Here is a 21,051-nt window from a genome sequence, read left to right on the forward strand (position 1 = left end):
GGCGCCACGCCTGGCACGCGTCCAGCGTGGCGTCGTCGCGCGATGCGCCGTCGCCGCAGCGAGGTGCGCATGCTGAGCGCGCCGGACATGCCGCTGCGCGAGCAGCGCCGCAACCTGCTGATCGAGCTGGTGCTGCTGTTCGCGGTCGGCTACAACTTCGTGCTGGCGGTGATCAACGCCAAGGTGTTCCGGGTCAGCCCGGCGATGACCTACGCGGTGGAACTGGCGGTGTACGCCGCCTGCTTCCTGCTCGGCCTGCGCGCGCTGGACCGCAAGCGCATGGCGATGGTGTTCACCGGCATCGCGCTGCTGGCGCTGCTGATGCTGGTGCGCCTGTTCATGGCCTGGACGCTGGATCCGAAGTTCTTCCGCGATGCGCTGATCCCGTTCGCCTTCCTGATGCTGGGCGCGGCCTATACCGGCTCGCTGCCGCGCATGTTCGTGCGCATGGCGCTGCTGGTGTCGCTGGTGGCGGTGTTCGAACTGGCGCTGCCCAAGGTCTACGGCGACGTGGTCAACCCCAAGAGCTATTTCGTCAACGCGCGCGGCGCCAGCGCGTCGAGCTTCTGGAACCAGGACAGCAACCTGTTCGTCAGCGCCACGAGGCCCGGCGCGCGCAACTTCCTGCCGTCCTCGAACCTGCCGCGCGCCTCCTCGGTGTTCATCGAGCCGGTGACGATGGGCAACTTCATCATCTTCTTCACCGCGATCCTGCTGACGTTCTGGCGCTGGATGCGGCCGTTCGCGATCGTCGCCTCGGTGGCGATGATCGGCTTCCTGATCGTGGCCTCGGACGGGCGCCTGGCCGCCGGTACCTGCGTGATGATGGCGCTGCTGAGTCCGCTGCTGCTGCGCATGGACCAGCGCCTGGGCTTCTTGATCTTCTTCGCGGTGATGGGCGGGGCGTGGCTGCTGGTGTGGGCCTCCGGCATCCAGAGCTATGAGGACACCACGCTGGGGCGGGTGTTCTTCACCGTCGATTCGATCCGCAGGATGAGCGCCGAAGCGTGGATGGGGCTGGACGTGGACCAGCCGTACCGCTACTTCGACAGCGGCATCGCCTACTTCATCTCCTCGCAGTCGGTGCTCTTGGTGCTGGCGTTTCTGCTGGCGTACTCGTTCGCGATGCTGATGCGCACCATCGAAGGGCAGTTGTTCAAGAACCTGCTGATCTTCGCCTTCTCGCTGAGTCTGCTGGTTTCCAACGGCTATTTCTCGATCAAGACTGCGGCGCTGTGGTGGTTCGTCTGCGGGTGCCTGTGGCAGATGGCGCCGCGCCTGCGCGAGTCAGCCGCAGTGCCTGCGGCGCCGGCTCCCCGCATCCCGGCGGTGCCGGCATGAGCGCGCCCGCCACGGCCGTCTCCGCGTCCGTGCCGGCGCAGGGGCGCAGCGCACGGGCGAGCGCGCCGCGCGACATGCGCATCGATGCGGCCAAGGCGATCGCGATCCTGCTGGTGGTGTTCGGGCATGCCAAGGGCATTCCGCACGCCTACGTGATCCTGGCCTACAGCTTCCACGTGCCGATGTTCTTCCTGCTGTCGGGCTGGGTCGGCGAGGCCTTCGGCAACCGCCCGCTGACCCTGGCCACGGTCGGCAAGCTGGCGCGCAGCCTGCTGCTGCCGTACGTGGCGTTCTTCTTCGTCGCCTACGCGTACTGGATGCTGACCCGGCATATCGGCAGCAAGGCGCAGCTGTGGGGCGACCGGCCGTGGTGGGAGCCGCTGCTGGGCCTGGTCAGCGGCATCGGCCCCAAGCTCTACGTGATGCCGGCGCTGTGGTTCCTGCCGGCGCTGTTCGTGACCACGCTGGCGTATCTGGCGCTGCGTCGGACGCTGTCCTTGCCTGTGCTGGCCGGGCTGTCGTTGCCGCTGGCCTGGGGCTGGGCGTGCTGGTTCCCGGGGCAGGACATGCGCCTGCCGTTCTCCCTGGACGTGCTGCCGGTGGCGCTGTGCTTCTTCGCGATCGGTGCGCTCGCGGCCACGCGGGCGCAGTGGTGGCCGGCACGGCCGGCCGGCAATGCGCTGGCGGCGGTGCTGCTGGGCGCGGCCTGGTTCGCGATCGCCTGGCACAACGGCCGCGTGGACGTGAACATGCTCAAGTTCGGCGATTCCCCGCTGGAGTTCCTTGCCGCCAGCCTGCTCGGCAGCGCCATGGCGCTGTGCGTTGCTGGGCTGGTGCAGCATTGGGGCTGGCTGCAGTGGATCGGGCGCAACACCTTGCTGATCCTGTGCACGCACACCTTGCTGTTCTCGGTGATGGCCGGCGTCGCCGCCCGCACCGGTCTGGTCCGCGGCGATGCCTGGGGACCGGCCTGGGCGGTGTCGGTGAGTGTGCTGGCGGTACTGGCCAGCGTGCCGATCCGCGTGGTGCTGGTGCGGATCGCGCCGTGGATGATCGGCGTGCGTCGCAGCGCGGTCGCGGGAGCGACGGCATGACGGCGGCGTTGCGGGCCGTGCACGGGCGCGATGGAGGCCGGGCATGAAGGTGGTGCACGTGGTGCGCCAGTTCCATCCGTCGGTCGGCGGCATGGAAGAGGTGGTGCTGAATATCGCGCGCCGCCATCTGCAGCAGGGCCGCGACCAGGTCGAAGTGGTGAGTCTGGAGCGGGTGTTCACCGATCCGCAGCAGCGGCTGGCGCCGCGCGACAGCCATCAGGGTGTGCCGATCGTGCGCTTGCCGTACCGCGGCTCCTCGCGCTACCCGCTGGCGCCGTCTGTTTTGTCGGCAGTGCGCGGCGCGGATCTGCTGCACGTGCACGGCATCGATTTCTTCTACGACTTCCTGGCCCTGACCCGGCCGCTGCACCGTGTGCCGATGATCGTCTCTACCCATGGCGGTTTCTTCCATACCACCTATGCCTCGCGCCTGAAGATGCTCTGGTTCAAGACCCTCACCCGTGCCTCCGCACTTGCCTACGCGCGGGTGGTGGCGACCAGTGAGAACGACGGCCAGCTGTTCTCGCAGGTGGTCGCGCCGCAGCGGCTGCGGGTGATCGAGAACGGGGTGGACGTGGACAAGTTCGCCGGGCAGGGCAGCGCCACGCCGGGGCGCACGCTGATCTACTTCGGGCGCTGGTCGGTCAACAAGGGCCTGCTGGAGACCCTGGACCTGGTGCGCGCGCTGGCCGCGCAGGATCCGGCCTGGCAACTGATCGTGGCCGGGCGCGAATACGACTTCAGCATGGCCGACCTGCAGCAGGCGATCGCCGAGCGCGGCCTGCAGCAGCGGGTACGCCTGCAGGTGGCGCCGACCCAGGCGCAACTGGCGCAACTGCTCGGCAGCGCGCAGTACTTCGTCTGCCTGTCGCGGCACGAGGGGTTCGGCCTGGCCGCGGTGGAAGCGATGAGCGCGGGGCTGCTGCCGATCCTCAGCGACATCCCGCCGTTTGCGCGCCTGCAGCGCGAGTCGGGGCAGGGCGTGCTGGTCGATCCGGCCGATGCGCAGACAGCCGCGGCCACCGTTCGTGCCTTCGCCGCCGGCACCGATGCGGACTTTGCCGCGCAGCGCGCAGCGGCAATGGCCTACGCGCATCGCTACGACTGGGACCGTGTGGTCGGCGCCTATCTGGACGAATATCGCCTGGCGCTGGGCGGCACGGAGGGCGGCCGATGAGCGGCGAGAGCCAGCGCCATGGCACGTCGCAGCAGGCCGCGCCGGCGGTCACCGTGCTGCTGTCCACCGAGCGTCCGACCGCGACCACCAATCCCTATCTGACCCAGCTCTACGCGGCGTTGCCGCCGCAGGTGCAACTGCGCTTCTTCTCGATGCGCGCGGCGCTGCTGTCGCGCTACGACGTGTTGCATCTGCATTGGCCGGAGTACCTGCTGCGGCATCGCACGGCGCTCGGCACGCTGGCCAAGCAGTTCTGTGTCGCCGTTCTGCTGCTGCGCCTGCGCCTGGCCGGCGTGCCGCTGGTGCGCACCCTGCACAACGTGGCGCCGCACGAGGACAAGGGCTGGCGCGAACGCCTGCTGCTGCGCTGGATCGACCGCCAGACCGCGCGCTGGATCCGCATCAATGCGACCACGCCCGCACGCGCGCCGGCCACCGACACCATCCTGCACGGCCATTACCGCGACTGGTACGCGCCGCTGCCGCAACCGCCGCGTGTCCCCGGGCGCCTGCTGCATTTCGGGCTGCTGCGCCCGTACAAGGGCGTGGAGACGTTGATCGCGACGTTCGGCGCATTGCCCGATCCCCAGCTCAGCCTGCGCATCGCCGGCAACCCGATCGATGCGCAGATCCGCGGCGTGGTCGAGCGCGCCTGCGCCGAGGACCCGCGGATCAGTGCACGCCTGCAGTACGTGGAGGACGCGGTGCTGGCGCAGGAGGTCGGGGAGGCGGAACTGGTAGTGCTGCCGTACCGGCAGATGCACAACTCCGGCACCCTGCTGCTGGCGCTGTCGCTGGCGCGCCCGGTGCTGGCGCCGTGGAGCGAGGCCAATGCCGCTATCGCCGACGAAGTCGGCGCGCAGTGGGTGCAGCTGTACCAGGGCGAGCTGGATGCGGCGCAACTGGCGCAGGCCCTGGCGCAGGCGCAGCAGGTGCCCGCCGACGCCGTGCCGGACCTGTCGCGGCGCGACTGGAACGGCATCGGCCTACAGCACTACCGCAGCTATCTGCAGGCGCTGACCGCGCGCCGCGGGGAGGACGCATGAGCAGCGCCGAGACCCCGCGGCCGGCAGCGCCGCAACCCGGACTGGGCGCGCGCGCCGCCGGCGGCGCGGCGGTGACCATGGCCGGGCAGCTGGCCAAGATGGTGGTGCAGTTCGGCGGCATCATTCTGCTGGCGCGGCTGCTGACGCCCTACGACTACGGCCTGATGGCGATGGTGACGGCGATCGTCGGCATGGCCGAGATCCTGCGCGACTTCGGCCTGTCCTCGGCGGCGATCCAGGCCAAGCACGTCAGCCGCGAGCAGCGCGACAACCTGTTCTGGATCAACAGCGGCATCGGCCTGGCGTTGGCGATCGTGGTGTTCCTGTCCTCGTCGTGGATCGCGCACTTCTACCGCGAGCCGGCCCTGCTCGGCATCTCGCAGGCGCTGGCGGTGACCTTCCTGTTCAACGGCATGACCACGCAGTATCGCGCGCACCTGAGCCGTGCGCTGCGCTTCGGCCAGGTCTCGCTGAGCGACGTCGGCGCGCAGGTGCTGGGCCTGCTGGCCGGCGTCGGCGTGGCCCTGGCCGGCTACGGCTACTGGGCGCTGGTCTGGCAGCAGGTGGTGCAGGCGCTGGTCAATCTGCTGATCGCCGGCGCCTGCGCGCGCTGGCTGCCGCGCGGCTACCGGCGCGATGCGCCGATGCGCACCTTCCTGAGCTTCGGCTGGAACCTGATGGCCGCGCAGCTGCTCGGCTACGCCAGCCGCAACGTCGGCCAGGTGATCATCGGCCACCGCATCGGCGCCGAGGCGCTGGGCCTGTACAACCGCGCGTTCCAGCTGCTGATGATGCCGCTGAACCAGATCAACGCACCGGCCACCTCGGTGGCGCTGCCGGTGCTGTCGCAGCTACAGGACGATCCGCCGCGCTTCGGCAACTTCCTGCTGCGCGGGCAGACGGTGATGGTGCACCTGATCGTCGCGCTGTTCTCCTTCGCCTGCGCGCTGGCGATGCCGTTGATCGTGCTGGTGCTGGGCGAACAGTGGCGGCCGGCAGTGCCGCTGTTCCAGGTACTGACGCTCGGCGGCATCTTCCAGACCGCGTCCTACGCCACTTACTGGGTGTTCCTGGCGCTGGGCCTGATGCGCCAGCAACTGGTGTATTCGGTGGTCGGGCGAGTCATGCTGATCGCCTGCATCTTCGCCGGCTCGCTGTGGGGCGTGATGGGCGTGACCGTGGGCTACACGCTGGGCTTGTTGGTGATGTGGCCGCTGTCGGTGATCTGGATCGCGCGCATCGCGCCGCAGATCCCGGCCTGGGAACTGTTCAACAACGCCTTGCGCGCGGTGCTCGGCTACGGCGTCTGCGGCGTTGCCGCGTACTTTGCCGCACAGCAGTGGGGTGGCGCGTCGTTGTGGCTGCAACTGATCGTCGGCGCGGTGGCGATGGCGCTGGGCTGCCTGCTGGTGTTCGCGCTGTGGCCGGCGTTCCGCCGCGACGTGCTGGCGATCCTGCAAATGCGCATGCTGCTGCGCCAGGCGCGGGGGCCGCGATGAACGCCGGATTGCCGCGTCTTTCTTTCCCTTCCACCCGCCTAGGAGCGAGCGCATGAGCGATTCTTCCGCAGCGGCGCTGCCCGCATCGGCACCGGCCGCGGCCACCAGTGGGCGTGCGCCGTGCTATCTGGTGCTGTCGGCGCACGACTACCGCACGCCGCGTCGCGCCAACATCCACTTCATTGCCGACGAGCTGGCCAAGCGCGGCCCCACGCGGTTCTTCTCGCTGCGCTACAGCCTGCTGTCGCGGCTCAAGGGCGACCTGCGCCTGCCGCTGGACGCGACCGCCAACCAGGTGGTCCGCCACAACGGCGTGGACTGCTATCTGTGGCGCGCGCTGCTGCATCCGTTCAACACCCGGCGGCGCTGGCTGCGGCCGCTGGAAGACCTGATGTTCAAGGTCTACGCGGCGCGCGCGCCGGCCACGTTGATCCGCTGGATGCGCGAGGCCGACGTGATCGTGTTCGAAAGCGGCATCGCGGTGGCGTTCATCGCGCTGGCGGCGCGGATCAACCCGACCGCACGCAAGGTGTACCGCGCCTCCGATGGGTTGAGCACGATCAACGTCGCCGACTACATCGAGCGCGAATTCGACCGCGTGGCGCCGAGCCTGGACGTGATCGCACTGGTGTCGCCGGCGATGGCCGAGGAGGTCGCCAGCCGCCACAACGTGTACCACGTCGGCCACGGCGTGGACCACGATCTGCACACGTTGGGCGACCCGTCGCCGTACGGCGAGGGCATCCATGCTGTGGCGGTGGGCTCGATGCTGTTCGATCCTGATTTCTTCGTCGCCGCCAGCCGCGCCTTCCCGCAGGTCACCTTCCACGTGATCGGCTCGGGCATGGGGCGCGCGCCGGGCTATGGCGACAACGTGGTGGTGTACGGCGAGATGAAGCACGCCGAGACCATCCGCTACATCAAGCACGCCCGCTTCGGCATCGCGCCGTACGCGTCCGAGCAGGTGCCGGCGTATCTGGCCGACAGTTCGATGAAGCTGCTGCAGTACGACTTCTTCGGCCTGCCGGCCGTCTGCCCCAATGCCGTGGTCGGCCGCTATCCGTCGCGCTTCGGTTACACGCCCGGCGACGAGGCGTCGATCGTCACCGCGATCGGGCACGCGCTGCAGGCGCCGCACGTGCGCCATCGGCAGTGCCTGAGCTGGTCCGATACCACCGACCGGGTGCTGGACCCGGCCGCCTACCCGGAGACCCGTCTGTTCGCCGACGGCGTGGCCTGAGTCCACGCCCCGGCTTGTCCGCCGTACCCCCCGCGCAACCAAGGAGGACCGATGTCCGCATTGCAAAAATGGATCGATTACGAAGAGCGCCGGGCGCTGTTCTGGTGGAAGCCGAAGAACGGCGAGATCAACGTCGGCGATCATCTTTCCAAGATCATCGTCTCCAACGTGCTTGGCCAGCGCGATCGCACCTTGCTGGACAAGCGCGACAAGCGCACGCGGCTGATCGCGATCGGCTCGGTGCTGCACTTCGCCCGCGACGGCGACACCGTGTGGGGCAGTGGCGTCAACGGCAAGATTCCCGCCGACCGCCATACCTTCCGCCAGCTCGATGTGCGTGCGGTGCGCGGCCCCAAGACCCGCGCGTTCCTGCGCGAGCGCGGCCTGCAGGTGCCGGAGGTTTACGGCGATCCGGGTCTGCTGATGCCGTTGTTCTTCCCGCGCGAGGCGCTGTTGGCGCCATCGGCACGGCAGCCGTTCCTGGTGGTGCCGCACTTCAACGAACCGTTGGACAAGTATGCGCAGTACAAGGACCACCTGGTGCTGCCGAACCGCCAGCCGGCCGCCTTCGTGCGGCAATTGCTCGGCGCCGACTTGGTGGTGTCCAGTTCCCTGCACGGGCTGATCCTGGCCGAAGCCTACGGCGTGCCGTCGGTATACCTGGACTGGGGCAATGGCGAGGACCGCTTCAAGTACGACGACTACTACTCCGGCACCGGCCGCGGCCGCTGGCATGCCGGGCACACGGTGGAGGAATGCGTGGCGCTGGGCGGCAATACCGTGTTCGACCTGGCCGCGGTGCAACGCGGCCTGCTGGAGAGCTTTCCGCATGACCTCTGGTGAGCGCGCGACCGGCGAGGTGCTGGCGCTGGGCGGTTATCCGATCCTGCGCAGCACCGAGACCGAGTTCGTTGCCGCGTTGCTGCAGGCGCTGGCGCGCGGCGAGCGCCGCCAGGTGTTCTTCGCCAACACCAACTTCGTGGTGCAGTGCCAGGCCCTGCGTGCGCAACTGGCCGCGCCGGACGTGTGCATCGTCAACGACGGCATCGGCATGGACCTGGGCGCGCTGCTGGTGCACGGCCGCCGCTTCGCCGGCAATCTCAACGGCACCGACCTGATTCCGGCGCTGTGCCGGCAGAGCCCGCGGCCGCTGCGCTTCTTCCTGCTCGGCGGCCGGCCCGGCGTGGCCGACGCCGCGGCGCAGACCTTGCGGCAGTCGCTGGGGCAGCAGGTGGTCGGTACCTGCGACGGCTATGCCGAGTTCGCCGCGGCCGGCGACGGGCTGGCCGCGCGCATCAACGCCAGCGGTGCCGACGTGCTGCTGGTGGCGTTCGGCAATCCGCTGCAGGAGCGCTGGCTGCTGCAGCACGCGGCGCAACTGCAGGTGCCGCTGGCGTTCGGCGTGGGCGCGTTGCTGGACTTCCTGTCCGGCGCCGCCCGGCGCGCGCCGGCCTGGGTGCGCCGGCTGCGCCTGGAATGGATCTACCGCCTGCTGCGCGAGCCGCGGCGCCTGCTCAAGCGCTACAGCTGGGACCTGCTGGTGTTCTTCGCGCTGTGCCTGCGGCATGGCAGGCGGCTGGGCGCCATGCCGCCTGCACGCGACTCGCTGCGCCCCTCGTGACGTCGAGCGGCCGCCGCCGCGGAAATGGCGCGGCCTGACATCCGCACCGCCGTGCGCCGGATTAGACTGGACGCATGTCCAGCGCCGCCGCTTTCCGAATCGCCGCCTTGGTGCGCGACCTGTCGCTGCTGCCGCACCCGGAGGGCGGGCGCTACGCGCGCGTGCATACCTCGGCTCTGATGGTGCAGCACGAGCAGACGTTGCGCCCGGCCTGCACCGCGATCCGCTTCCTGCTGGCGCAGGGCGAAGTCAGCAATTGGCACCGCATCGATGCCGACGAGACCTGGCAATGGGAAGAGGGCGGTGCACTGGAACTGCTGGGCTTCGATCCGCAGCATGGCTTGCAGCGCTACCGCCTGGATGCCAGCGAGCGTGGCGGCATGCCGTCGGTGGTGATCGCGGCCGGCACCTGGCAGGCCGCGCGTCCGCTGGCCGACTACTGCCTGGTGCGCTGCGTGGTGGCGCCGGGGTTCCTGTGGGAGCGCTTCGAACTGCTGGCGGACACCGACCCGCTGGCCACGCACCTGCCGAAGCTGGCGGACTGATGACGGCGCGGCGCGGGGTGCGCGCAGCGACCGCGCCGGGGGCCGTCGCGCGCCGGCTCGGCGCGGCGTTGTGCCTGGCGGCGGCGTTGCTGGCGGCGGGCATGCCCGCCGCGCAGGCGCAGACCGCGACGCCGGCCGCACCAGCCCATCCGCCGGTGGTCGACCTGGAGGCGGTGCTGGTGAGCGGGCGCCAGCCCGGCCCGGGGCTGTGGCAGGTGCGCCGCGGCGACCACGTGCTGTGGATCCTCGGCACGGTGTCGCCGCTGCCCAAGCGCATGCAGTGGGAATCGGGCGAAGTGGAGCGGGTGATCGCCCAATCGCAACAGGTGATCGCGGCGCCGACCCTCACCCTGGACTCGGGCCTGGGCATGTTCCGCAGCCTGATGCTGCTGCCGTCCTTGCTCAAGGCGCGGCGCAATCCCGACGACCGCACCCTGCAGCAGGTGCTGCCGCCGGAGCTGTATGCGCGTTGGCTGCCGCTGAAGGCGCGCTACCTGGGCCGCGACAGCAGCGTGGAACGCTGGCGGCCGGTGTTCGCGGCGCAGGAGCTGTACGAAGCGGCGATGCGCACTTCCGGCCTGAGCCTGGGCAGCGTCGTGCAGCCGGTGATCGCGCGTGCGGCCAAGCGCGCCAGGGTGCCGATCGTGCCGGTGGTGGTGGAGGTCAAGGTGCCCGACGCCAAGCGCGCGCTGCAGGAGTTCCGGGCGACCTCGCTCAACGACAGTGCCTGTTTCGCGCGCACCTTGCAGGTCATCGATCGCGACCTGGAGACGATGCGCCAGCGCGCCAATGCGTGGTCCGAAGGCGATCTGGACACGCTGGCCGCGCTGCCCGCCAACGATCAGTACCGGGTCTGCCTGGACGCGGTCGGCGAAGCGGCGATCGCGCGCAAGCTGGGCCTGGGCGATGTGCGCCAGCGTGCGCAGGCGGCCTGGTTGCAGGTGGCCGAGCGGGCGCTGGCGCAGAACCGCTCCAGTTTCGCGGCGTTGCCGATGCAGACCCTGCAGGAGCCGGGCGGGCCGCTGGATCGGCTACGCGCCAGCGGCGCCGAGGTGATCGCGCCCTAGGTCACGCGCTGGAGACGCCGACGCAATCGAAAGCGGCATGAGGCACATCGAGAACCGTGCGCAATGCCCCAAGCAGGCACGGCATGCGCCAACCGCCATGCCGTTGCTCTGCTCGCAATCGCGACGGGTCAGCCCGCCGCGGTACGCGGTGCGCTGGCGCTGGAGCCCAGCTGCGGCCAGCGCTTCAACACCGCGGCACGGATGCCGGCGGCGTCGATGCCGGCTTCGGCCAGCAGTTGCTCGCGGCTGGCGTGGTGCTGGAACGCGTCGGGCAGGCCCAGGTGCAGCACCGGGCGCAGCACGCCTTCGGCGTTGAGCAGCTCGGCCACGCCGGAACCGGCACCACCGGCCACCACGTTGTCCTCGATGGTCACGAAGCCTTCGTGGCTCTGCGCAAGTTCCAGCAGCAGGGCGCGGTCCAGCGGCTTGACGAAGCGCATGTTGACCACGCTCAGGCCGAGCTCGCGGCCGACCTGTTCGGCCGCCGCCAGGGTCGCGCCGAACGCCAGCAGCGCCACCGAGTGGCCCTGCGCGCGCACTTGCGCCTTGCCGATCGGCAGGGGTTCCAGCGTGGTCCCGGGGGCGACCCCGGGGCCGGTGCCACGCGGGTAGCGCACCGCGGCCGGACCGGCATGGCGCAGGCCGGTGCTGAGCAGTTGCCGGCACTCGGCTTCGTCGGCCGGCGCCATCACCACCAGGTGCGGCACGCAGCGCAGGAAACTCAGGTCCAGGTTGCCGGCGTGGGTCGCACCATCCGGGCCGACCACGCCGCCGCGGTCGATCGCGAACAGCACGTCGAGCTGCTGCACCGCCACGTCGTGCACCAACTGGTCGTAGCCGCGCTGCAGGAAGGTGGAATAGATCGCCACCACGGGCTTGGCGCCGTGCACGGCCATGCCCGCGGCCAGGGTCACCGCGTGCTGCTCGGCGATGGCCACGTCGAAGTAGCGCTGCGGGTATTCCTTGCTGAAGCGCACCAGGCCGGAGCCCTCGCGCATCGCCGGGGTGATCGCCAGCAGCGCCGGCTCGGCCGCGGCCATGTCGCAGATCCAGTCGCCGAACACGTCGGTGTAGGTCGGCGCCTTGGCGCCCGGCTTGGCCACCAGGCCCTTGCTCGGATCGAATGGGCCCACGGCGTGGTAGCCGATCTGGTCGCCCTCGGCCAGTTCGTAGCCCTTGCCCTTGGTGGTGATGACGTGCAGCAGCTGCGGACCCTTGAGGGTCTTGAGCGTCTTCAGCGCGCCGAGCAGCGCCGGCAGGTCGTGGCCGTCGATCGGGCCGGTGTAGTGGAAGCCCATTTCCTCGAACAGCGTGGACGGCACGAACATGCCCTTCCAGTGCTCTTCCCAGCGCCGCACGAAGCGTGCGGTGGGGTTGCTCTTCTTGTCGCCGAGGATCTTCTTGCCGCCCTCGCGGATGGCGTTGAGGGTCTTGCTGCCGCTCATCCGGCCCAGCATCTTGGTGACCCCGCCGACCGCCTCGGAGATCGACATGCGGTTGTCGTTGAGGATCACCAGCAGGTTCGGTTCCGGGTCCATGCCGCCGGCGTGGTTCAGCGCTTCGTAGGCCATGCCCGCGGTCATCGCGCCGTCGCCGATCACCGCCACCACCTTGCGTTCGTCGCCCATGCGCTGCAGCGCCACCGCCATGCCCAGCGCGGCCGAGATCGAGGTGGAGGAATGGCCGACGCCGAAGGTGTCGTACTCGCTTTCCTCGCGCTTGGGGAACGGCGCCACGCCGTCGGCCTGCTTGACCGTGTGGATGCGGTCGCGGCGCCCGGTGAGGATCTTGTGCGGATAGGTCTGGTGACCGACGTCCCACACCAGTTGGTCGACCGGCGTGTCGTAGAGGTAGTGCAGGGCGACGGTGAGTTCGATCACGCCCAGCCCGGCGCCGAAATGGCCGCCGCTCTTGCCGACGCACTCGATCAGAAAGGCGCGCAGTTCCTCGGCGATGGCCGGCAGCTCCGATTCATCGAAGCGACGCAGTTCGGCGGGGACCTGGATGCGCGAGAGGCGCGGATAGCGGGTGGGGTCGATCATCGGAATGGAGGTTCAGCGGACCTGTCATTTTCCTCTCCATTCCGGGCACGCGCAATCAACCCGTTCATCCGCGGGCGCGTGGATGGCCGGTTTCGGCCGGGGTGCGGCAATCCGTCGCAGCGGGCGTGACGGCGGCGTGAGGCCGCGCGGCTACAACGAGAGCTTCGAGCGCTTCGGCAACTGCGCCTTCAGGAACGACATCTGGTCGGCCAGGATATTGCGGTTGGACAGGATCAGATGCTCGATCCAGCTCGGCCGGTACGGCACCGCCAGCAGCGGCATCGACGCCTGCTGCGGGGTGCGGTTGCCCTTGCGCGAATTGCAGTGGAAGCACGCGGTGACCACGTTCTCCCAGATGTCGCGGCCGCCCTTGGACACCGGCAGCACATGATCGCGGGTCAGCTGCGGGCGGCTGAACTGCTGGCCGCAGTACAGGCACAGTTGCGCGTCGCGGGCGAACAGCGCGGTATTGGTCAGGGTCGGGGTGGGGTCGAGCGCACGCGCATGCGCGTGGCCGCGCGCGGCGATGATCGGGTGCAGCTCCAGCACGCTGCGCTCGCCGCTGGCGCGACAGATGCCACCGTGGATGTGCAGGCACGGCTCGCCGAGGGTCCAGGCCACCGCGCCGCGTGCGTACAGGCAGGCAGCGTCCTGCCAGTTGATCCAGTCCAGCACGCGGCCATGTGCGTCCAGCGACAGCAGCCGGACCGAAGGCAGGTGGGAAGGGGACGCCGCAGGCGACGGGACCGCGGCCGAGGCGCCGCAGGCCCCGGTATCGATCAGACCAAGCGTTGTTGTGTCTGTCTCCATCGGGAAGACAGCTTATACCCGATTGGTGACGGTTTGTGTATCGGTCGCGGCAGGCCGTGTAACCCCGGCACGGCGTGCATGCCGGGGCTGCGTTCGGGCCTGGATGTGCGACTCAGAACTGCGCGTCGGCCAGCGTCATCAGCGGCGCGGCGCCACTGTCGATGGCCGCGGCGTGGGTCAGCGTGCGCGGCAGCAGGCGGGCGTAGTAGAAGCGCGCGGTCTCGCGCTTGGACTGCTTGAACGCCTCGCCATGCGCCGAGGCCTCGGCCGCGGCGACGCTGCGCGCCCACCAGTAGGCCAGCACCACGTAGCCGGAATAGAACACGTAGTCGTAGCTGGCCGCGCCCAGTTCCTCGGGATTGCCGGCGGCGCGCTGCAGGATGCGCTTGGTCAGCGCCGCCCACTCGGCGGCCTTCTCGCGCAGCGGCGCGACGAATTCGGCCACCGCCGGGTTGTCGGCGTGCTCGGTCAGGAAGGCCTCGATCTGCGCCAGGAACAGCTTCAGCCCCGCGCCCTGGCTGGACGCGGTCTTGCGCCCGATCAGGTCCAGCGCCTGGATGCCGGTGGTGCCTTCATAAAGGGTGGTGATGCGGGCGTCGCGCGCCAGTTGCTCCATGCCGTGTTCGTGGATGTAGCCGTGGCCGCCGAAGCACTGCAGGGCGTGATAGGTGTTCTCCACCGCCCACTCGGTCTGGCAGGCCTTGGAGATCGGGGTGAGGAAGCTGACCAGCACGTCGGCCTGCTCGCGCTCGGCCGGGTCCTGGGCGCTGTGCGCGATGTCGATCAGGGTGGCGGCATGCAGCGCCAGCAGGCGGCTGCCTTCGGTCAGCGCCTTCACCGTCAACAGCATGCGGCGCACGTCCGGGTGCACCAGGATCGGGTCGGCCGGCTTCTCCGGCAGCTTGGCGCCGCTCAGCGAACGCGACTGCAGGCGCTCGCGGGCGTAGTGCAGCGCGTTCTGGTAGGCGCGTTCGGACAGACCGATGCCCTGCAGGCCGACGCCGAGGCGCGCGGTGTTCATCATGGTGAACATGGCCTGCAGGCCCTTGTGCGGCTGCCCGACCAGGTAGCCCTCGGCGCCGTCGAAGTTCATCACGCAGGTGGCCGAGCCGTGGATGCCCATCTTGTGCTCCAGCGAGCCGCAACGCAGCGCGTTGCGCTCGCCGACGCTGCCGTCGCGGGCGACCTTGAATTTCGGCACCACCAGCAGCGAGATGCCCTTGGCGCCGGCAGGCGCGTCCGGCAGCCGCGCCAGCACCAGGTGCACGATGTTGTCGGTGAAGTCGTGCTCGCCGGCGGTGATGAAGATCTTGGTGCCGCTGACCGACCAGCTGCCGTCGGCGTTGGGCTCGGCGCGGGTCTTGAGCAGGCCTAGGTCGGTGCCGCAGTGCGGTTCGGTCAGGCACATGGTGCCGGTCCAGCGGCCATCCACCAGCGGCTTCAGGAACACCTCCTGCTGCCAGGCCTCGCCGTGCTGCTTGAGCGCCTCGACCGCGCCGTGCGACAGCAGCGGGAAGTTGCCCCAGGCCAGGTTGGCGGCGTTGACCATTTCGTTGAGCGGCACGCCGAGGGTGTGCGGCAGGCCCTGGCCGCCGAACTCGGCGGCGGCGGTCAGCCCGGTCCAGCCGCCCTCGGCGAACTGCCGGTAGGCCTCGCGGAAGCCGGGCGCGGTGGTCACCGCGCCGGTGGCCTTGTCGAGGGTGCAGCCGTGCTCGTCGCCGACCCGGTTCAGCGGCGCCAGCACGGTGCCGGTGAAGCGCGCCGCTTCCTCCAGCACCGCGTCGATCAGTTCGGCATTGGCGTCGGCATGGCCGAGGCGGGCGAACAAGGCCTCCACCTGCAGCACGTTGTGCAGCGCGAAGCGGAGATCGGTCAACGGGGCTTGATAGGTGCTCATGCGATCGCTCGTGACGAGGGCCGCGGTGCGGCCGAGGCGCCCAGGATACTATGGCGTATGGAGTATGCGCAGCCGCGCCGAACCCGCCGCTGCGCGGTGCCGTTCAGTCGAGCAGGCCGTGGCGGACCGCGTAGCGCACCAGTTCGGCGGTATTGCGCATGCCCAGCTTGTTGAGCACGCGGAAGCGGTGGTTCTCGGCGGTCTTGACGCTGATCTGCAGCACCCGCGCGATCTCCTTGGTGGTGCGGCCCTCCACGATCAGGTGGAACACCTCGCGTTCGCGCGCGGTCAGGCTGCGGTAGGGATCGGGCGGCAGCGCCTGCGGCTGCTGCATCTGCGCCACCAGTGCCTGCGCGGCCTGCGGCGAGAAGTGGCCGCGGCCGGCGTGCAGGTTGCGCACTGCGGCGATCAGGTCGGCGCTGGCGCTGTCCTTGAGCAGATAGCCGGAGGCGCCGGCGCGCACCGCGTGCAGCACGTATTCGTGTTCCTCGTGCATGGTCAGCACCAGGATCCGCGCCAGCGGCACGGTCTCGCACAGCCGCCGGACCACGTCGATGCCGTTGAGCCGCGGCATCGAGATGTCCACGATCGCCACATCCGGGCTGGTCGCCTCGGCCTTGGCCAGCGCCTCGATGCCGTCGGCGGCCTGCGCCACCACCTGGATGCCGTCGATCGCGTCGAGCACGGCGACCAGGCTTTCGCGCACCAGGGTGTGGTCGTCGGCGATGAGGACCCGGATCGGCGCGCTCATGCCGGTGCGCTCCAAGCGCGCCGACAGGGGGGATGTCGCGGCGTGTGCAGCGCCGCGCGGGTGTCGGGGCGGGGCAGGGCGATCACGTTCAATCGGCCTCCAGCGGGACCCGGATCTGCACGCAGCAGCCCTCGCCCGGGGACGATTGCAGGCGCAGGCTGCCGCCGCTCAGGCGCAGGCGTTCGCGCAGGCCGCTCAGGCCGCTGCCGCCGGCCACCAGCGCCTGCTGCGGGTCGCAGCCGCGGCCGTCGTCGAGCACCTGCAGATGCGCCCAGCCGTCGCGGGCCACCAGCCGCAACAGCACCGACTGCGCAGCCGCGTGCTTCAGCGCATTGGTCAGCGCTTCCTGCGCGCTGCGGAACAGCAGGGTCTGCAGCGCTTCGTCCAGCGTCGGCAGCGGGCCGATCTCGACGCTGACCGGGGTGGCGCCGGCGGCGGACTGGCTGCGGCCGAGCCAGCCCAGCGCGGCTTCCAGTCCCAGGTCGTCGAGGATCGGCGGGCGCAGCAAGCGCGACATCTGCCGGGTGTCTTCCAGTGCCTGCGTACACAGCTGGATGGCGTCCTCGAGCGGCGCGCGCAACGCGGCGTCGGCCGCGCCGAGCGCCGCGCCCAGTTGCGCCAACCGGTGCTTGAGCACGGTGAGGTTCTGGCCGACGCCGTCGTGCAGTTCGCGCGCCAGGCGCCGGCGTTCGTCCTCCTGCACCTTGACCACGGCGCGGCCGAGGCGGCGGAATTCGCGTTCGTTGGCTTCCAGCCGCTGCAGCAGCAGGCGGTAGCGTTCGGCGGCGGTCGTGGCGGCGTCGTTCATGGCGTGGTCTGTGCGCGCGCGACAGTGGCCTGTGCCGCGGCGCGGCGGGCGCGTTGTGCGGCGGCGTGGTCGCCGAGCGCGTCCAGGCGCTGCGCGGCCTGCGTGTGCAGGGCGGCGGCGAACAACGGGCTGCCGCGCAGCAGCAGGGCCTGCGCCTGCGCATAGCGCGCCGCGACCTGGTCGGCCGCGCCGTAGCGCAGCGCCTGCTGCAGATAGCGCAGGCGCAGCCCGGCATTGCCCAGGCGGGCGACGTCGCCCTCCAGCGCGGCGAGCGCGGATTCGTCGTGCGCCGCGTGTACCTGGACCTGCAGTTGCAGCAGGCGGGTGCCGCTGGCGCGTGCCAGCGCCTCGGCCTGGCGCAGCGCGGCGGCGGCCGCGGCGTCATCGCCGTCGCGTTCGGCCAGTTGCGCCTGCAGCAGCGCCGCGCTCGCGCGCTGTTCGCTGGACACCGAGGCGGGCGCTTGCCGCTGCACCTGCTGCAGCGCCAGCCGCGCCTGCGCCGGGTCGTCCAACGCCAGCCACACCTGCGCGCGCAGCAGGGCGATGTCGGTCTGCCCGCGCTGGTCGCGGCTCTGCTGGAACAGCCGCTGCGCCTGGTCCAGTTCGGTCAGCGCCACCGCGCGCTGGCCTTGCCAGAACGCCAGTTCGGCCAGGTTGCGCCGGCTCACCGCCACTTCCTCGAGCATCTGGTGGCGCTCGGCCTCGCGCAACGCGTGGCTCAGCAAGGTCTGCGCCTGGGTCCAGTGGCCGCGTGCGGTGGCCAGCAGGCCGAGATTCTGCGCGGTGCGCACGCGGCCGGTGGCGTCGTTGAGGTCGGCATAGGCGCGCGCGGCCTGTTCCCAGAATGCCTGCGCGCTGTCCAGGTCGCCCAACTGGAAATGCGCGAAGCCGATGTTGTTGAGCGTCTCGGCGACGCCGTGCGCATCGCCGATCGCGCGCCAGGCGGTCAGCGCGCCGCGGAACGCCTGCAGCGCCTGCGGATAGTCGCCGCGCTCCTCGGCCAACAGGCCGAGTTCGTTGGCGGCGGCGGCCTGACCGTCGCGGTCGCCCAGCTCGGCGTACAGCGCCTGCGCCTGCTGCAGCTTTTGTTCGGCCTCGGCGAAGGCACCGCCGATGCTCAGCGTGCCCGCCAGGTTGCGCAGGCTGGTGGCGACGCCACGGCGATTGCCGACCTGCCGGCGCAGCTCCACCGCGCGCAGGTACTGCGCCTGTGCCTGCTGCGCCAGGCCGAGCCGGCCGTAGCCCACGCCCAGCGCGTTCACCGTTTCCGCTTCGCCATAGAGGTCGCGCCCGCGGCGGAACAGCAGTTGCGCACGCAGCAGGTCCTCGTCTACCGCGGTGGCGGCGTTGCCGCTGAGGATCGCCAGCTTGCCCAGCGCCAGCCACAACCGCGGGTCGTCGGGATCGCGCTGCGCCAGCGTGCGCAGGCGGTCGCGCGCCGCGTCCAGATGGCCGGCCTGTGCCTGGACGCGTGCGACCTGCAGTTGCACCTCGCTGTCGTCGGGCCGGGCCGTGGCCAACGCCTGCCAGGCGCGGTCGGCAGCGGCGAGATCGTCTTCGGCCTCCAGGCGCAGCGCCGCCAGCAGCGCCAGCGTGCGCGGCCGCGCGGGCGCCACGGGCGCGCGCGCATCCAGCGCCTCGCGCGCCTTCTGTTCTTCACCGATGGCCTGCGCCGCGACCACCTCGGCCAGGCGCAACGGCGCGGACTGCGGCGCCTGCGCGCTGGCCGCGGCGAACTGCTGCAGTGCCTGCGCGCTGTCGTCGTGCTGCTGCGCTGCCAGGCCGCGCGCATACGCCTGCAGCGCGGCGGGTGGGGGCAGGTCGTCGGGTAGGGTGGCGCCTTCGCCGAGCAGCGCCCTGGACGCGATCGGCAACCAGGCGGCGTAGGCCGCGGCTGGATCGGCGGCGGTCGGTCCGTCGATGTGTTGCGGCGCGCCGCTGGCCGGGTGCAGCAGCGCCTGCAGGCGCCAGCCGGCGCCTTGGTGCTGCAGGCTCGGCTGCAGCACGCGCTGCGCCGAAGCGAGCCGGCGCAGCGCCGCCACGTCCAGCGGCGCCTGGCCGGTGGGGTCGTACTGGCGCAACGCCTGTCGCGTACGCGCGTCATCGACCACGGTCAGCGTTTCGCCGAGGCTGCCGCGCAGCCAGGTGCCGAGCGCCAGGCGTTGCTCGGCGCTGCCCGGGTCGCCGGCCAGCGGCAGGACCAGCAGGCGCGGCAGCGGTTGCGCGGCCACCACCGGCGGCGGGGCGCTGGCGCGTTGCGCCTGCCACTGCCAGGCACCGACGCCAAGCAGGGCAACACCGGCGAGCGTCGCGGCCAGGCCCAGGCCGATCCGGCGCCAGCGCCGACGATCGCGCGGTAATTGCCGGCGCTCGATCGCCACGATGACCTCGCCGGCGTGCTGCAAGCGGTCGCGCGGCTGCGGGCGCAGCAGCCGCTGCAGCAACCGCACCAGCCAGCCCGGCACGTCCGCGCGCAGCCGGTCCACCGGCGGCGGCTCACGCAGCATGCGCTGGGCCAGGGTCTCGGACAGGGTGCCGCCGGCGAACGGCACCTGCCCGGCGAGCATTTCGTAGAGGATCAGGCCCAGCGCGTAGAGGTCGCTGCGCGGGTCGAGCGCGTCGCCGCGCGCCTGTTCCGGCGACAGGTAGGCGGGCGTGCCGATGACGTTGCCGAGGGTCGCGCCGAGGCCGCTGCTGGCCATCGAGCAGGCCACGCCGAAGTCGCTGATCAGCGCATCGCCACCACGCTGCAGCAGGATGTTGGCCGGCTTGAGGTCGCGGTGCACGACACCGCGCGCATGCGCCGCCTGCAGGCCGCGGGCGATGTCGCCGGCGATGCGCAGGGCGGTGTCGACGTCCAGCCGTTCCTCGCGCTGCAGCCGCGCCTCCAGCGACTCGCCGTCCACGTAGTCCATGCTGATCAGCCAGCGCCCGGCGTGTTCGGCCAGGTCGTGGATGCGCACCACGTGCGGGCTGGACACCTGCCGCGCCAGCAGCAGTTCCTGGCGGAAGCGGGCGAACGCCTGCGGCCGCTGCGCCAGTTCCGGGCGCAGCAGTTTGACCGCGACGTCGATGCCCAACGCCTGGTCGTGGGCCAGGTACACCAGGCCCATGCCGCCGATGCCGAGCAAACGCTCGATGCGGAAGCGGCCGGCCAGCACGTCGCCCGGGGTCAGGCTCTCCTGCGCGTACAGGCCGGTGGCGGTGGCCGCATCGCTCATGCCGGCCCAGGCTCCTGTTCCGCGCCGGTGTCGCGCAGCGCCTGGCGGGCGGCGATCCACAGCGCGGCGCGCTCGCAGAAGGCTTCGAGCAATTGCATGTCCAGCGCACCGATGGCGCTGCCGGCGCGGCGGCTGTCGGCGTAGATCGCGCCGAGCACGCGGGTGCCGTCGCGCAGCGGCAGGCACAGCAGGGTGCGCAGGCCGGCGGCGCAGACCGAGGCGCGCTCGGCCAGCCACGGCACGCCGCCGACGTCGTGGGCCACGGTGGCCTGGCCGTCGCGCAGGGCGCGGTGCAGGGCGCCCTCGCTGCCGGGGAGGCTGTGCTGCAGCGGCAGCGGCCCGATCCCGTGGCTGGCCGCGACGCGCTGGCCGTGCGAATCGGCCAGAACCAGCAGGCCGCGTTCGGCCTGGGCCAGTTCGACCACCGCGTCCAGGCTGGCGCCGAGCAGATCGTCGAGTCCGCCGATCTGGGCGAGCCCTTGGGTGAGGGCGGTGGCGCGATCGCAGCGGGCGCGCTGGCGGCGTTCGGCCAGTTCCGCATCGGCCGGGCTGAGCGGGGCGAACTCGGCGTAGATGTCGCCAAAGCGCAGCCAGGTCGCGGTCTCCAGCGCGATCGGCGCGGCCACGCGCACCCCGTCGCGGAAGCTGCCGTTCTTGCTGCCCAGGTCGTGCAACTGCCAGTGGCCGTCGGCCTGCGGCTGCAGTTGCGCGTGCCAGCGCGACACCGAGGGGTGTTCCAGCGCCAGCGCGTTGTCGGCCGCGCGGCCGATCGCCAGGGTCTGCCCGGCGGCGAGCAGCAGCGTCGGTGCCGGCGCGTCGGGCAGGTAGGCAGTCAGGCGCGCGGGCATCGCGGCGTGTCCTCCGTCGCGGTGGGTGCGACCGGTCCCGCAGC

General features: G+C 71.0%; 17 protein-coding genes. 10 read left to right on the forward strand and 7 right to left on the reverse strand.

From position 1 onward, the window contains the following. Positions 1-69 precede the first annotated feature (69 nt). The 10 genes from ACHWVH_RS08910 (at position 70) to ACHWVH_RS08955 (ending at position 10,630) form a co-directional block, all read left to right on the forward strand. Positions 70-1,341 carry a polysaccharide biosynthesis protein GumE gene (locus tag ACHWVH_RS08910; protein ID WP_394687173.1) on the forward strand — a complete coding sequence of 424 codons (1,272 nt, stop codon included), beginning with the start codon at positions 70-72 and terminating at the stop codon, positions 1,339-1,341. Further along, positions 1,338-2,435, forward strand: coding sequence for an acyltransferase family protein (locus ACHWVH_RS08915; protein WP_394687009.1), 1,098 nt, complete (start codon positions 1,338-1,340; stop codon positions 2,433-2,435). The genes ACHWVH_RS08910 and ACHWVH_RS08915 overlap by 4 nt, the downstream gene beginning before the upstream one ends. 43 nt (positions 2,436-2,478) lie before the next feature. Further along, on the forward strand, positions 2,479-3,612 hold the full coding sequence (locus ACHWVH_RS08920; protein WP_394687010.1) for a glycosyltransferase family 4 protein: 1,134 nt from the start codon (positions 2,479-2,481) through the stop codon (positions 3,610-3,612). Beyond that, entirely contained in the window at positions 3,609-4,658 is a 1,050-nt protein-coding gene (locus ACHWVH_RS08925) for a GDP-mannose--glycolipid 4-beta-D-mannosyltransferase (protein ID WP_267117296.1), read from the forward strand. The genes ACHWVH_RS08920 and ACHWVH_RS08925 overlap by 4 nt, the downstream gene beginning before the upstream one ends. Beyond that, positions 4,655-6,157: a lipopolysaccharide biosynthesis protein gene (locus ACHWVH_RS08930; protein WP_267117297.1), complete on the forward strand. Its 1,503-nt coding sequence runs from the start codon at positions 4,655-4,657 to the stop codon at positions 6,155-6,157. Before ACHWVH_RS08925 ends, ACHWVH_RS08930 begins: the two co-directional genes overlap by 4 nt. A gap of 52 nt (positions 6,158-6,209) precedes the next feature. Continuing rightward, a complete protein-coding gene (locus ACHWVH_RS08935; protein WP_295927588.1) occupies positions 6,210-7,397 on the forward strand; it encodes a glycosyltransferase family 1 protein in 1,188 nt (395 codons plus the stop codon). 51 nt (positions 7,398-7,448) lie between these two features. Beyond that, positions 7,449-8,240 carry a polysaccharide pyruvyl transferase family protein gene (locus tag ACHWVH_RS08940; protein WP_295927584.1) on the forward strand — a complete coding sequence of 264 codons (792 nt, stop codon included), beginning with the start codon at positions 7,449-7,451 and terminating at the stop codon, positions 8,238-8,240. Further along, complete coding sequence (locus ACHWVH_RS08945; RefSeq protein WP_295927581.1) at positions 8,227-9,018, forward strand: WecB/TagA/CpsF family glycosyltransferase; 792 nt, start codon at positions 8,227-8,229, stop codon at positions 9,016-9,018. Before ACHWVH_RS08940 ends, ACHWVH_RS08945 begins: the two co-directional genes overlap by 14 nt. Before the next feature lie 74 nt (positions 9,019-9,092). Next, positions 9,093-9,563 (forward strand): cupin domain-containing protein, encoded by a 471-nt coding sequence (locus tag ACHWVH_RS08950; protein WP_017916102.1) that lies wholly within the window; start codon positions 9,093-9,095, stop codon positions 9,561-9,563. A gap of 17 nt (positions 9,564-9,580) precedes the next feature. Beyond that, complete coding sequence (locus ACHWVH_RS08955) at positions 9,581-10,630, forward strand: TraB/GumN family protein (RefSeq protein WP_295927579.1); 1,050 nt, start codon at positions 9,581-9,583, stop codon at positions 10,628-10,630. 128 nt (positions 10,631-10,758) lie between these two features. On the opposite strand, the gene dxs is transcribed toward ACHWVH_RS08955, so the two are convergent. The 7 genes from dxs to ACHWVH_RS08990 all read right to left on the reverse strand — a co-directional run bounded on the left by dxs (position 10,759) and on the right by ACHWVH_RS08990 (position 21,007). Further along, a complete protein-coding gene (gene dxs / locus ACHWVH_RS08960) occupies positions 10,759-12,672 on the reverse strand; it encodes a 1-deoxy-D-xylulose-5-phosphate synthase (protein WP_295927577.1) in 1,914 nt (637 codons plus the stop codon). Positions 12,673-12,822: 150 nt separating this feature from the next. After that, positions 12,823-13,482: an HNH endonuclease gene (locus tag ACHWVH_RS08965; protein WP_026143548.1), complete on the reverse strand. Its 660-nt coding sequence runs from the start codon at positions 13,480-13,482 to the stop codon at positions 12,823-12,825. Positions 13,483-13,594: 112 nt separating this feature from the next. Further along, positions 13,595-15,379, reverse strand: coding sequence for an acyl-CoA dehydrogenase C-terminal domain-containing protein (locus ACHWVH_RS08970; protein ID WP_394687011.1), 1,785 nt, complete (start codon positions 15,377-15,379; stop codon positions 13,595-13,597). Positions 15,380-15,482: 103 nt separating this feature from the next. After that, entirely contained in the window at positions 15,483-16,130 is a 648-nt protein-coding gene (locus ACHWVH_RS08975) for a response regulator transcription factor (RefSeq protein WP_017911263.1), read from the reverse strand. 88 nt (positions 16,131-16,218) lie between these two features. Beyond that, positions 16,219-16,938: a sensor histidine kinase gene (locus ACHWVH_RS08980; RefSeq protein WP_017911264.1), complete on the reverse strand. Its 720-nt coding sequence runs from the start codon at positions 16,936-16,938 to the stop codon at positions 16,219-16,221. After that, complete coding sequence (locus tag ACHWVH_RS08985; protein ID WP_394687012.1) at positions 16,935-20,159, reverse strand: protein kinase; 3,225 nt, start codon at positions 20,157-20,159, stop codon at positions 16,935-16,937. Before ACHWVH_RS08985 ends, ACHWVH_RS08980 begins: the two co-directional genes overlap by 4 nt. Continuing rightward, positions 20,156-21,007 carry an FHA domain-containing protein gene (locus ACHWVH_RS08990; protein ID WP_394687013.1) on the reverse strand — a complete coding sequence of 284 codons (852 nt, stop codon included), beginning with the start codon at positions 21,005-21,007 and terminating at the stop codon, positions 20,156-20,158. The genes ACHWVH_RS08985 and ACHWVH_RS08990 overlap by 4 nt, the downstream gene beginning before the upstream one ends. Between the last annotated feature and the right edge of the window lie 44 nt (positions 21,008-21,051).

Origin of the sequence: uncultured Xanthomonas sp., from assembly GCF_964278005.1 — a bacterium.
GTDB classification, from domain to species: Bacteria; Pseudomonadota; Gammaproteobacteria; order Xanthomonadales; family Xanthomonadaceae; genus Xanthomonas_A; species Xanthomonas_A sontii.